Source organism: Bifidobacterium dentium JCM 1195 = DSM 20436, from assembly GCF_001042595.1.
Taxonomy (GTDB): Bacteria; Actinomycetota; Actinomycetes; order Actinomycetales; family Bifidobacteriaceae; genus Bifidobacterium; species Bifidobacterium dentium.
In genome coordinates, this window is sequence record NZ_AP012326.1 from 822,003 (window position 1) to 835,972 (window position 13,970).

Below are 13,970 nucleotides of genomic sequence, written 5' to 3' on the forward strand. Positions count from 1 at the left end.
CAATGAGTGAACACATCGTACGTCAGACCCGTCAGAAGGATGCGATCCGGGAGGCGCTGAGCGGCAATGACGAATTCATCTCCGCCCAGGACCTGCACCGCAAGCTGGAAGACGAGGGTGTGCATATCGGTCTGGCGACGGTGTACCGCCAACTCAACGCGCTGGTCGAGTCGGGCCGTGCCGATACGGTACGGCTCGACGGCCAGCAATTGTACCGTTTATGCGGTGACGACGGGCATCACCATCATCTGGTATGTACGTCATGCGGTAAAACCGTGGAAATCGACCCTCCGAGTGAAGACTGGCTGCGCGGCATCGCGGAAAAGCACGGCTTCACCATCGAATCGCACACCGTCGAGGTGTTCGGCCTGTGCCCCGACTGTCGGCACCGTCGATAGCCGCACGGGAAGACGTAGCATTATCGCCCGCGAGTAGCGAAAATCGTAAAGAAATATGCTCGCATACCGCTCTTTTCAGGAACATATATCACAATGAGCATGGCAAAACGTGAACAAAGTGGGGAAACGCGTGACCAGAACATCCGTGAACAAACCAATTGAAGAACTGAGCATCGCAACGGTCGGCCCGTCCGCTCGCGGCAAGGAACGCAAGGCGTTCCCGGGTTGGCTCTACGCCGTGCTGTTCCTGGTATTCGATTTTCTTGCGATTGCGATTCTGCAGTGGGGCGTGACGCTGTCCAGCACTAGGGTGACGCTGTCCAGCCCGCTCAACGGTCTGGGTGACCTCGTCTCGAAAATGTGGCTGAAGCTGAATTTCGTGCTTCTGCTGAACATGATCATGGTCGGCATCGTCTATCTGGTGCTGCTCATGCTGTGCAATCGTTTCTGGATAGCCACGCCGGTACTGATCGCAATCGCCACGGTCATTGCGGTAATCGAACGATTTAAGGTTGAGATTCGTTATGAGGCGATTCTGCCGTCCGATCTGAACTTCCTCGGTTCGAACACCGGCAATCTCATGAGTTTCATGCCATCGAACGCGCCGCTGGTGATTGGCGTTGCCGCGGCCGCGTTCGTCGTGTTCGTGGCATTGATCGTGTTCCTCAACCATATCGACGGGCGTCATGGTCGCATGATCCGCAGTGCCAACCCCGGGCTTGCCGCAGTCACCCGACTGCTGCTGATTGCGGTGCCCGGTCTCGGATTCGGTCTGTATGTCGCGCAGGTCGGCACCGTGGATTCATGGGCATACGGCCTATCCCGAGGCATGGGAGACACGCCTTCCATGTGGGATTCCGTCTACGATGCGCAGCGCAACGGCCCGGTCGTCTCCTTCGTGCGTCAGCTCAATCCGAAAGTCATGGACAAGCCTTCCGATTACAGCGAAGAGACCATGAAGGCCGTGGCCGCACGCTATGCAAAGGCCGCGAAGAAGATCAACGCGAATCGTTCCGCGAACATGACCGACAGTACCGTGATCTATGTGCTGTCCGAATCCTTTTCCGACCCCTCGCGTGTGCCGGGGCTGAAGGTTAACAAGGACGCGATGCCGAATATCCGTTCCATCAAGGAGCACACCACTTCCGGCCTGATGCTCTCTTCCGGATACGGTGGCGGCACCGCCAATCTTGAATATATGGGTCTGACCGGCCTGAGCATGGCGAATTTCGATTCGTCGCTGACCAGTCCCTACCAGCAGCTGGTGCCGACCGAGCATTGGACGCCGACCATCAACCAGATGTGGGGCGCTGCCAAGAACTCCATCGGCCTGCACCCGTACGAGCCGTCCATGTATTCGCGCGCCACGAATTATAAGAAGTTCGGTTTCTCGCACTTCTACACGCTTGAAGGCGATGACATCATCTCGCATCAGGACAAGATCGATGATTCCCCGTACGTCAGCGACGAGGCCGCCTATGCGAGCACCATCGAAGAGGTGAAAAAGAGCAAGAGCGGTCAGTTCCTGCAGCTCATCACCATGCAGAATCACATGCCGTATAAGAATTGGTACAAGAACAATGAGTTCAAGGCCGAATCGACCACCGGCACACCGCTGGGGGAAGGCGAAACCGAGTCTATCGAAACCTATGCCAAGGGCGTGGAACTGACCGACACCGCCACCAAGGACTTCCTTGAGCAGCTTGACGAAATCGACAAGCCAATCACCGTAGTCTTCTATGGCGATCATCTGCCGGGCATCTACTCATCCGCCAGCGAGGATGAGGATAATTCGCTCGACCTGCACCTGACCGACTATTTCATCTGGTCCAATAAGGCCTCGTCCTCGGCCAATACCAAGATTTCCGACGACAATTACTCTTCGCCGAACTTCTTCGTGGCCGAGGCGGCCGAACATATGGACGCCAAGGTATCGCCGTATCTGGCGTTCCTTACGCAGATGCATTCCAAGATCGCCGCCATGGAACCACCGGTCGTCAACAACATCCAAGGCTGGGATCGCATTCCCGAAGGTCAGAACATCTATCTTGACCAAGACGGCAAGCCGATGGCCGAAAAGGATCTCGATGCCGAAACCAAGCAGTTGCTGGCCGACTACAGGCTGATCCAATATGACATTACGGCAGGTAAGAACTATCTGAAATCCACCGGTTTCATGAATCTGCCGAAGTGATGGCGGCGGCATGCCGCGAACGGTGCGGTTGACGGGATCGGGGGCGACCATTGATCCCGTCCGCTCACGAATGAGGTCGAAATTCACGGCGAGCCCGCCAATCGAATGGTTTCCTGGCTGTACAGGCATTCGATCGGCGGGCTCGCCTCGTATGTTCGTATGTCGTTTATGCGTTCAACGCCTTGGAACCGATGTCGTGGCGGTAGAACATGCCTGTGGTGTCAAGCTGGTCGATGATTGCGTAGACCTTGTCCTGAGCGGCCTTGATGTCGGCGGCGGAGGTTTCGACGAGCAACACGCGGCCGGAGCTGGCCACCAGACCGTTGTCGCCATTGGCCACGCCGGCGTAGTAGACATGGGAATCCTGATCAACCGGAATCTCAGGGATTGCGGCACCCTTGACCACGTTGACCGGATAGCCTTCGGCGGCGAGCACCACGCCAAGGGTGGCGTTCTCGCCATCCCAAGTGAACTCCGGGGCTTCGCCATTAAGAATGGCATTGATGCCGGCACCGAGGTCGGAAGTGAGTTTCGGCAGCACCACTTCGGTTTCCGGATCGCCGAAGCGGGCGTTGAACTCGATGACCTTCGGACCGTCGGCAGTGGCGATCAGACCCGCATACAGAATGCCGGTGAACGGTGTGCCTTCGTCGGCCATGGCTTCGACGGTCGGTTTGACGATGGTCTCAATGGCGGTGTCGATCACATCCTGGCCGATTTGCGGCACCGGGCTGTAGGCGCCCATGCCGCCGGTGTTCGGGCCCTTGTCCTCGTCGTAGGCGCGCTTGTGATCCTGCGAAATCGGCATCGGCCAGAAGTCGGTGCCGTTCACGAAGCTCATCAGCGAGAATTCCTGTCCTTCGAGGAAGTCTTCGATAACCACTTTGGCACCGGCGTTACCGAAACGGTGATCGACGAAAATATCTTCCAAAGCGGCAATGGCGGTTTCCTCATCCATCGCAACGGTCACGCCTTTGCCCGCAGCCAAACCGTCAGCCTTGATCACGATCGGGGCACCATGTTCGCGCACGTAGGCTGCGGAACGGTCCAGGTCGTCGAAGGTCTGATACTTTGCGGTTGGAATGTCGTGACGTTCCATAAGCTGCTTGGCGAAATCCTTGGAGCCCTCGATCTGGGCGGCGGCCTTATTCGGGCCGAACGCCTTGATGCCGGCTGCGGCGAAATCGTCGACAATGCCTTCGATCAACGGCACTTCCGGACCGACGAATACCCAGTCGTAGTCGTTGTTCTTCACGAATTCGACCAGCGCGGCATGGTTGGAAGGATTGAGCTGCGTAGTGCGGATGCCGTCCAGTTCCATGCCTGGATTGCCCGGGGCCACGGTGACCTCGCTGACACTGCCGCCACGCATCAACGCGTGCGCGATGGCGTGCTCGCGCGCGCCGGAACCGATAACCAGAACCTTCATATTTCCTCCTATCACTGTCCCCGCCGAGGGGTTGCTACGAAATGATCGGGGTGAACCGATCCGGTTCACCCCTTATTGCCATTACTGAAGTTCGACGTCGTCGTTGGTCTTCTTCACAATGCTGCCCAGCACATAGCCGGTCTCGCCGTTGCTCTTCAGCAACTCCATGGTTTCATCCGCACGGTCGGCGCTCACGGCCAGCACCATGCCGATACCCATGTTGAAGATGTTGAACATTTCCATATGATCGATTTCGCCGGCCTTCTCGAGTACGTCGAAAATTGGCAGGATCGGCCAGGAGCCGAGGTTGATGCGGGCGGCAAGGCCGTCCGGAATCATGCGCGGGACATTCTCGATGAAACCGCCGCCGGTGATGTGGGCCACGCCCTTGACCACGCCCGCCTCGAACAGTGGGGAAAGAGCCTTCACATAGATTTTGGTTGGGGTGAGCAGCACGTCGCCGAGCTTTTCACCGTTCAGCTCGTCCAGCACGGTGTCCACGGTGTAGCCGGCCTGTTCGAACAAGGCTTTGCGTACCAAGGAGAAGCCGTTGGAATGCACGCCTGTGGATGGCAGGCCGATGAGCACGTCACCTTCGCAGATGGTGGAGCCGTCGACGATTGCGGACTTTTCAGCCACGCCGACTGCGAAACCGGCCAGATCGTACTCATCTGCGTCGTACATGCCCGGCATTTCGGCGGTCTCGCCGCCGATCAGACCGGAACCGGCCTGCACACAACCGTCGGCGACTCCTGAAACGACCTGCTCAAGCAGGGCCGGGTCGTTCTTGCCGCAGGCGATGTAGTCCAGGAAAAAGAGCGGTTCTGCACCTTGGGCGGCGATGTCGTTGACGCACATGGCCACGCAATCGATGCCGATGGTATTGTGCTTGTTCGCCATCTTGGCCACGACCAACTTGGTGCCGACGCCATCGGTACCGGAAATCAGCACAGGCTCCTTATAGCCGAGAGAAGCGAGGTCGAACAGGCCGCCGAAGCCGCCGATGCCGCCGACCACGCCAGGACGGTTGGTGCGTGCCACATGGGACTTGATGCGCTTGACGACTTCGTAACCGGCTTCGACGCTTACGCCGGCCTCTTCATATGCTTTTGGCATATCAAACCTTTCTAGGGTTCCAGTGTTCTTCTTTGTGGTTGCGGACGTGTAATGAGTCGGGTTCCGGATGGTCGAATCGCCATGCGGAACCCGAAACGGTTATTCTTGTGCCTCCGTCGGCTGCACCTTGTACTCGTTGCCCTCGTACTTGCTCTTGTACAGGGCGAACTCAGGCAGACGCACGCGATCCTCAGGGGTGAGGGATTTGAGGAAGTCGGCTTCGTAGTCGGCAAGGGCGGTGGGGTAGTCGCCGTTGAAGTAAGCGACGCACAGGCCTCCGTAGGGCGCATCCGCACCCAGACCGATGGATTCGACCAAGCCGTCGAGCGACAGGAACGCCAAGGAGTCGGCACCGATGAAATCGCGAATCTCCTCGACCGATTTCTTAGCGGCGATGAGCTCCTTGGTGGTGGAGATGTCGATGCCATAGAAACACGGATATTTCAGCGGTGGTGAGCTGATGCGCATGTGCACCTCTGCCGCGCCGGCCTCCTTGAGCAGCTGCACGATGCGCTTGGAGGTGGTGCCACGCACGATGGAATCGTCGATGACGACCACCCGCTTGCCTTTGACCACGCCGCGCACAGCGGACAGCTTCATACGCACGCCCTGTTCGCGCAGTTCCTGCGTTGGCTGGATGAAGGTGCGGGCTACGTACTGGTTTTTGATCAGGCCCATTTCGTTCGGCAATCCGGCGGTTTCCGCATAGCCGGAAGCGGCGGAGAGCGAGGAGTTCGGTACGCCGATGACCATGTCGGCCTCGACCGGGGATTCCTGCGCCAGTCGTGCGCCCATGCGCTTGCGGGCGGAGTGCACGTTCACACCGTAGATGTCGGAATCAGGGCGGGCGAAGTAGATGAATTCCATCGAGCAGATGGCCAACTGCGTCTGGTTGGTGTATTGCACGATCTTGTAGCCGTGGTCATTGATCACTACGATCTCGCCCGGACGGATATTGCGCACGAGTTCGGCGCCGACGATATCGAGCGCGCAGGTCTCGGAGGCGAGCACATAGGCGCCGTTCTTCATCTTGCCGAGGGAGAGCGGTCGGAAGCCATTCGGATCGAGCGCGCCGATCATGGCGTCTTCGGTCATGATCAGATAGGCAAAACCGCCGTGCACGGTGTTGAGCGCTTCCTTGAGTTTGTCCATGAACGTACGTTGCGTGGAACGACGCAGCAGGTGCATGAGCACTTCGGTATCGGAGTTGGAATGGAAGATCGCGCCTTCATCTTCCAGCTTGCGACGCAGGGACGGGCAATTCGTCAGATTGCCATTGTGGCATAGGGCCATATCGCCGTCATGGAAACGGAAAATGAACGGTTGGATGTTGTCGGTGCCGCCCGAACCGGCAGTGGCGTAACGCACATGGCCGATCGCCCTGTCTCCCTTCAGACGTTCGATTTCACGTTCGTCGCTGAACACCTGGGTCAGCAGACCCGTTCCGCGATGACCGATGAGATGACCATTATCATTCGAGACAATGCCGGCGCCTTCCTGACCGCGGTGTTGCAACGCATGCAGACCGAAGTAGGTGAGTCGGGCGGCGTCCGGGTGGCCCCAAACGCCGAAGATACCGCATTCCTCGTGGATGTCTTCGAGTTCAGCTGACAAGCCAAAGCTCCTTCCAAAACCATGGAGACAAGGGGTTCGCTACCGTTCAACCCTACCAACCGCCGGCTACAACCGGCGGGTTTGGAAGGAATGATGAAACACGCGGCATGTCGAACGGATGTTCGAAAACCTTGCTATGATGAGGGGGTAAATCGTCCATTGTCGGAAGGGTGGAAGGAAGGACCATGGCCGAACGTACCTATATCGCCATCGACCTGAAGTCCTTCTACGCCTCGTCCGAATGCGCGGAACTTGGTTTCGATGCGTTACGCACGCATCTGGTGGTGGCGGATCAGTCGAGGAGCGACAAGACCATTTGCCTGGCGGTATCTCCGTCACTGAAGGAGTACGGGCTTCCCGGGCGTGCGCGGCTGTTCGAAATCAAAGCAAAACTCAAGGAGGTCAACGCGACTCGGCGCAAGGCGGCGCCAGGAGGCGTGCTCATCGGCGAATCGTACAAGGCGGATGAGCTGGAGGCCAATCCGAATCTCGCCGCAGGCGTGTACATCGCCAAACCCCGCATGTCGCACTATCTCGCCGTCAGTGCGAAAATCTACGGCATCTATCTGCAGTATGTGGCTGCGCAAGACATTCATGTCTATTCCATTGACGAGGTATTCATGGATGTCACCGGGTACCTGCGTGCCTACGGCAAAGGCGCGCACAATCTGGCGAAGGAAATCATCCAACGGATCTTCGACGAAACCACCATCACCGCGACGGCCGGCATCGGCACGAATATGTATCTTGCAAAAGTGGCCATGGACATTGTGGCGAAGCATATTCCGGCGGATGCGGACGGCGTGCGCATCGCGCAACTGGATGAGATGTCATACCGGCGTCTGCTGTGGAACCATCGGCCGTTGACGGATTTCTGGCGCGTGGGCCGCGGATATGCGAGAAAACTTGAGGCGCAAGGGTTGATGACCATGGGTGATATCGCCCGATGCTCGCTGGGCAAGGCCTCCGAATACTACAACGAGGATCTGTTGTACAAGCTGTTCGGTGTGAACGCGGAGCTGCTCATCGACCACGCGTGGGGTTGGGAACCGTGCACCATCGCCGATATCAAGGCGTATAAGCCGGCCGGGCACAGCATGAGTTCCGGGCAAGTGCTCACGGGTGCCGTTGGTTTTGAGACCGCACGACTGATCGCCAAGGAGATGGCGGACACACTGTCGTTGGATCTGGTGGCCAAAGGCGTGAAGGCCGGCCGTATGGGACTGATGGTCGGATATGACACCGCCAGTTTGGACCCGAAACGGTTGGGGGAATGCGGTACGCCGGAATTGAAGATGATTGCCGAGCGGGCGGCGGCTGAGTACGACGGTCCGATTGCGGTTGACCGATATGGCCGCCGTGTGCCCAAACCTGCGAACGGATCGATTGATCTGAGGGAGTGCAGTTCCTCATCGGCCCGTATCCGTGACGCCGTGGATGAGCTGTTTTGCGCGATTGCGGACAGGCGGTTGCTGGTGCGGCGGTTGAATGTGGTCGCAGCGGAATTGGTTGCTGAAGAGGAATTGGCCGCACGACGAACGGTTCCTGACTATACCCAACCAGACTTGTTCGATATTGTCGAGGGAGATGTGGAAGCGCAGGACGTTGCGGCTCGCGGTGCTCGGCCGGAACCGGAAATGACCGAACGCCATGTACAACGAACCATCCTTGACATCAAGCGCAAGTTCGGCAACAACGCAGTCATCAAGGGTATGGACCTCTTTGATGACGCTACCGGTCAGCAGCGCAACAATCAGATCGGGGGCCATGCCGCATGAGCCTGCAGGAGACCCATCGCTACGACGACATCATCGATCTACCGCATTGCCAGTCGCGCACGCATGCGCACATGAGCACGCATAATCGTGCCGCCCAATTCATGCCGTTCGCCGCACTGACTGGCTATGGGGATATCATCAGACAGACCGCTGAATCCAGCAATGCGGCCGTCGAACGAGCCAACGCGCCCGTGAACCTCGAAGACGGTTACTTTTCCGCCTGAGTCTACGGGTTTGTCAGTGCTCGCCAACGTGTTTCTTGGCATGTTTCCGGCGTCGACTGAATGCGTGTGAATCTTGCTGGGTCATAATCATGAGCGAACTGTCCGTATATGTGAGAGAGAGGGGCGGTCATTCCGTCTGCCCAAGTGTCGAATATGCGTCGTGCAACAGCGGGAAGATTGTTGACCGTGCTGTAGCAGACGCAGACTTGGTTGCTTAGTATAAATGGTTTCTCGTTGGTTTCGCTAGCCAAGTAATCGACATTCATGCCGATGAAATCAGCGATAATGGCGTATGGTAAGGCCAATGATATGACATACGACGTCGTAGTCACTACGGGCCTCTCAAGAGAAAGAGAAGATTATGACGGCAAAATCCGTTATGAGGAACATGAATAGCAAGAAGGCGAAAACGATCATCATCGTTGTAGGCATCGTGGTCTGCGTTCTGCTGGGAATGTTGATCTACCGCAAGGCTGAGGATTTTTTTAATCCTCAGAAGGAGGGGTCTACAATCACTACGACGATCGTTTCTCGTCAGCTTGAAAAGATGCAGGATCTGACCACCGCGAAGGAGAACGACTACGGGTTTGAGGAGTTCTCCGAGGGCAAGGTCTCCTATGTGAACAAGAAGAAGTTCACCATGTTCTACAGTTACGAGATTCGTGCCGGTGTCGACTTGTCTAAGGCGAAGATTGCGGTTGATAACGAAGCCCACACGATTTCCATCACATTGCCGAAAGCGGAGTTGCAATCGGTGTCAGTCGATCCTGATTCTCTGAAATTCTTTGATGTGGAAAACTCATTGTTTAATGGCAATGATGTGACCGACACCGCTGACGCGTTGAAGGAGGCGAAGAAGGCGGCATCGAACAAAGCCAACAAAAGCGAGCTTCTTCAGGAAGCCAACGATCAAGCTGTGGAAATCGTTGAAAAGGCGTATGCGCCGATTGCAAAGGCAGATGGATATAAGGTCAACGTTCAATTCGCCGACAAGCAGTAAGCGGTTCCGTCAATGGAGGTGTAATTGATGCAAGGCCTGATTCATATCAGATGAACATCATTTGAGTGCAGAGTCGGTGAATTTGATGTCTGGTCTCGGCTTATTTCGCTTATAGATGGCGGTTCCATAGCAGAATGACGGTTAAATTTGTAATGAATATACCCCCTAAGCTGGATTTCCATTTCTTCATCTGCCATCTATAAGCGAGATAGCGTGAAGAAGCGGTTGGACTGGCGTGGCTCCATGACATGAAACATGTAAGGCTTGGAAGAAGATTACGGTCGGTGCCACTGGATTGAAGACTAACTGTATACGGATAAGGTTCGGCGGCGGAAAGACAGGGGAGGGTTGGAATCCACGCAGGATTCCAACCCTCCCCCTTTGGCCTATGCGTTCACTGCCGAGGTGCTCAGGCGGTGAAATACTCCACACCGGCTGCGAACAGCGGCTGGTCCTTCTCGCCTGGCACGTTCTTGAACGTGCCGTTACTGTAGCGCTCGGAGTGGCCCATCTTGCCGAACACGCGGCCGTCCGGGCTGGTGATGCCTTCGATGGCCAGCAGTGAGCCGTTCGGGTTCACGTCGAGGTCCATACCCGGCACGCCGGCCTCGTCCACGTATTGCGTGGCGATCTGGCCATTGGCCTTGAGCTGGGCGAGCACGTCGTCGGAAGCCACGAAGCGGCCCTCGCCGTGGGAGATGGCGATGGTGTGCATGTCGCCCACCTCGGTTTTGGCGAGCCACGGGGAGAGGCTCGATGCTACGCGGGTGCGCACCAAGCGGCTCTGGTGGCGGCCGATGGTGTTGAACGTCAACGTCGGGCATTCGGCGGTCATCGGCACGATATCGCCGTACGGCACCAATCCGAGCTTGATGAGCGCCTGGAAGCCGTTGCAGATGCCGAGCATCAGACCGTCGCGATTGTTCAACAGGTCGCGCACGGCCTCGGTCACGGCCGGGGCGCGGAAGAATGCGGTGATGAACTTGGCGGAGCCGTCCGGCTCGTCGCCACCGGAGAAGCCGCCAGGAATCATGATGATCTGGCTCTTCTTGATCTCCTCGACCAGCGCGGCGGTGGATTCGGCTACGGCAGCCGGGGTGAGATTGTTCACGATGAGCGTGCTCACGTCGGCACCGGCACGCTCAAAGGCGGCGGCGGAATCATATTCGCAGTTGTTGCCGGGGAACACCGGAATCACCACATGCGGCTTGGCGATGCCGGCGCCGGTATACAGGGTCTTCTTCGGCGCGTTGAAAGACACGGTTTCGACGGTCTTGCCCTTGTCTTCACCCTTGGAACGGTACGGGAATACGGATTCGATGCCGCCCTCCCAAGCATCCTGAAGTTCGGCCAGTTCCAGCGTCTCGCCGGCGGCTGAGAAGGAATACTCCTCGGTGGTCTTGCCGATCTCGCCAACCTCCACCAGATTGGACATGGACGGAATCTTGGCACCGTCGGCCAGCTCCACAATGAAGGAACCGTATGCCGGAGCGAACAGGTCGTCCACGGAGATGCCGTCAGCTAGCTTCACGCCAATCTGGTTGCCGACGGTCATCTTGAAGATGGCCTCGGCGGTGGCGCCGTAACCCGGTGTGGATACAGCCAACGCATCGCCGAATTCAGTGAATGATTCGATGGCGGAGAACACTTCGAGCAGCGCATCTTTGTCCGGCATCAGACCATCAGCCTGGTAACGCGGGGCGATGCGGACCACGCGGTGGCCGGCGCCCTTGAACTCGGGGGAGGTAGCGCGCTTCATATTGCCCACCGCCACGGCGAAGGAAATCAGGGTCGGCGGAACGTCAAGCTGCTCGAAGGTGCCGGACATGGAGTCCTTGCCACCGATCGCACCCGCACCCAGATCGATCTGGGCCATCAGGGCGCCCAGTACGGCGGCCATCGGCTTGCCCCAACGCTCCGGTTCATCGCGCAGCTTCTCGAAATACTCCTGGAAGCTCAGGTAGGCCTTCTCGTGCTCGAAACCGGCGGCGACCAGCTTTGACAGGGATTCGACCACGGACAGGTATGCGCCCGTGAACTGGTTCTTCTCCATGATGTACGGGTTGAACCCCCAGGCCATCGCGGAGGCGGTGGTGGTTTCGCCGAACACCGGCAACTTGGCGACCATGGCCATGTTCGGAGTCAGCTGCCTCCTGCCGCCGAACGGCATGAGTACGGTGCCTGCGCCGATCGTGGAATCGAAACGTTCGCTCAAGCCCTTGTTGGAAGCCACGTTCAGGTCGGTGAGCATGGTGCGCATACGCTCGGACAGCGAGCCGGAAGCCCACGGCGTGGCGTAATCATGCTGCGTTTCGACATGCACCACCTGATGCTTCGGAGCGCCATTGGAGGCGAGGAATTCGCGGGACAGGTCCACGATCGTGTCGCCATTCCAGACCATCGTCATACGCGGATTTTCGGTCACGGTTGCGATGACCTCGGCTTCGAGGTTCTCTTCCTTGGCGTAGCTAAGGAACTCGTCCACATCCTCCGCAGCCACATCCACGGCCATACGTTCCTGCGATTCGGAAATCGCAAGCTCGGTGCCGTCCAGACCTTCGTACTTCTTGGATACCTTGTTGAGATCCACATACAGGCCGTCAGCCAGCTCGCCGACCGCCACGGATACGCCGCCCGCGCCGAAATCGTTGCAGCGCTTGATCAGACGGCATGCGTCGCCACGACGGAACAGACGCTGCAGCTTGCGTTCGACCGGTGCGTTGCCCTTCTGCACCTCGGCACCGTCGAGTTCCAGCGATTCGACGTTGTGGGCTTTGGAAGCGCCGGTCGCGCCACCGATGCCGTCACGTCCGGTACGTCCGCCGAGCAGGATGATCTTGTCGCCCGGAGCCGGGGTCTCACGGCGCACATGATCGGCCGGAGTCGCGGCCACGACCGCACCGACCTCCATGCGCTTGGCCACATAGCCCGGGTGGTAGATCTCGTCGACCTGGCCGGTGGCCAGACCAATCTGGTTGCCGTAGGAGGAATAGCCCGCAGCCGCCGTGGTGACGAGCTTGCGCTGGGGGAGCTTGCCCTCAAGCGTTTCGGAAACCGGAACGGTCGGATCGGCGGCGCCGGTCACGCGCATGGCCTGGTATACGTAGGAACGGCCGGACAGCGGATCGCGGATGCAGCCGCCGATGCAGGTGGCCGCGCCACCGAACGGCTCGATTTCGGTCGGGTGATTGTGGGTCTCGTTCTTGAACAGGAACAGCCAGTCCTCATCCTGACCGTTCACATCCACCTTCACCTTGACAGTGCAGGCGTTGATCTCCTCGGATTCGTCAAGGTTCTTCAGGATGCCGTTCTTCTTGAGCCACTTCGCACCGATCGTGCCCATATCCATCAGGCACACCGGCTTGGCGTCGCGGCCCAGTTCGTGACGCATCTCAAGATACTTGTCGAATGCGGCCTTGACGGTGGCATCATCGATGGTGACCTCGTCAAGCTGCGTGCCGAATGTGGTATGTCGGCAATGATCGGACCAGTAGGTGTCGATTACCTTGATTTCGGTGATGGTCGGATCGCGTTGCTCCTCGGTGAAGTGCGCACGGCAGAACTGCAGGTCGGCCAGATCCATGGCGAGACCACGGTCGGCGATGAACCGCTCAAGCTCGGCGTCGCTCATGGTGCGGAATCCGTCGATGACCTCCACCTTGCCCGGGACCGGCACCTGGGTCCTGAGTGTGGTCTTGGTGTCCAGCGAAGCCTCACGCGCTTCGACCGGGTTGATTACGTAATGCTTGATGGCGTCGACGTCTTCGGCGGAAAGATCGCCTTCCAACGCATACACCTTGGCGGAGCGCACGGTCGGGCGCTCACCCTGCGAAATCAGCTGGATGCATTCGCTGGCGGAATCGGCACGCTGGTCGAACTGTCCAGGTAGATATTCCACTGCGAACACGGTGTCCGTGCCAAAATCCGGCAAATCGGCGGATACGTTGTCCACCTGCGGCTCGCTGAACACGGTCGGTGTGGCCTGGGCGAACAGTTCTTCGCTGATGCCTTCAACGTCGTAACGGTTGACGAGACGCACGTTCTTCAATGCCTTGATGCCGAGAATGGTCCTGAGCTCGTTGGCGAGTTGTCGTGCCTCGACGTCAAAGCCGTGCTTCTTTTCCACGTATACGCGAAAAACCATGTGTCATCTCCTTCTCACAAAAGTTTCGGGATTCCAAAGAATGATGAAAACAAATTGAGCCCGCATCCGGCTT

9 protein-coding genes are annotated in these 13,970 nt (G+C 58.1%); 5 read left to right on the plus strand and 4 right to left on the minus strand.

Annotated features, from left to right (window positions below):
• Positions 1–2: 2 nt before the first annotated feature.
• Together BBDE_RS03495 and BBDE_RS03500 are read left to right on the plus strand one after the other, a co-directional pair.
• On the plus strand, positions 3–398 hold the full coding sequence (locus BBDE_RS03495; protein WP_003836874.1) for a Fur family transcriptional regulator: 396 nt from the start codon (positions 3–5) through the stop codon (positions 396–398).
• A 145-nt stretch (positions 399–543) separates the two neighbouring features.
• On the plus strand, positions 544–2,592 hold the full coding sequence (locus BBDE_RS03500; RefSeq protein WP_228369746.1) for an LTA synthase family protein: 2,049 nt from the start codon (positions 544–546) through the stop codon (positions 2,590–2,592).
• 166 nt (positions 2,593–2,758) lie between these two features.
• Here the strand turns inward: BBDE_RS03500 and purD are convergent, their stop codons facing one another.
• From purD to purF, 3 genes are all read right to left on the minus strand, one after another.
• A complete protein-coding gene (gene purD / locus BBDE_RS03505; protein WP_003836870.1) occupies positions 2,759–4,021 on the minus strand; it encodes a phosphoribosylamine--glycine ligase in 1,263 nt (420 codons plus the stop codon).
• A gap of 81 nt (positions 4,022–4,102) precedes the next feature.
• The gene (gene purM / locus BBDE_RS03510) at positions 4,103–5,137 is read right to left on the minus strand and encodes a phosphoribosylformylglycinamidine cyclo-ligase (protein ID WP_003836869.1); all 1,035 of its coding nucleotides are present in this window, start codon (positions 5,135–5,137) and stop codon (positions 4,103–4,105) included.
• A 99-nt stretch (positions 5,138–5,236) separates the two neighbouring features.
• Entirely contained in the window at positions 5,237–6,751 is a 1,515-nt protein-coding gene (gene purF / locus BBDE_RS03515; protein ID WP_003842451.1) for an amidophosphoribosyltransferase, read from the minus strand.
• A gap of 185 nt (positions 6,752–6,936) precedes the next feature.
• Here purF and BBDE_RS03520 point away from each other — a divergent pair, with 185 nt between their 5' ends.
• The 3 genes from BBDE_RS03520 (at position 6,937) to BBDE_RS03530 (ending at position 9,753) form a co-directional block, all read left to right on the plus strand.
• The gene (locus BBDE_RS03520; protein ID WP_003836865.1) at positions 6,937–8,529 is read left to right on the plus strand and encodes a Y-family DNA polymerase; all 1,593 of its coding nucleotides are present in this window, start codon (positions 6,937–6,939) and stop codon (positions 8,527–8,529) included.
• Positions 8,526–8,753 (plus strand): hypothetical protein, encoded by a 228-nt coding sequence (locus BBDE_RS03525; RefSeq protein WP_003836862.1) that lies wholly within the window; start codon positions 8,526–8,528, stop codon positions 8,751–8,753. Before BBDE_RS03520 ends, BBDE_RS03525 begins: the two co-directional genes overlap by 4 nt.
• Positions 8,754–9,141: 388 nt before the next feature.
• On the plus strand, positions 9,142–9,753 hold the full coding sequence (locus tag BBDE_RS03530) for a DUF4230 domain-containing protein (RefSeq protein ID WP_012901997.1): 612 nt from the start codon (positions 9,142–9,144) through the stop codon (positions 9,751–9,753).
• Positions 9,754–10,162: 409 nt separating this feature from the next.
• On the opposite strand, the gene BBDE_RS03535 is transcribed toward BBDE_RS03530, so the two are convergent.
• Complete coding sequence (locus BBDE_RS03535) at positions 10,163–13,897, minus strand: phosphoribosylformylglycinamidine synthase (protein ID WP_003836859.1); 3,735 nt, start codon at positions 13,895–13,897, stop codon at positions 10,163–10,165.
• Positions 13,898–13,970: the final 73 nt, after the last annotated feature.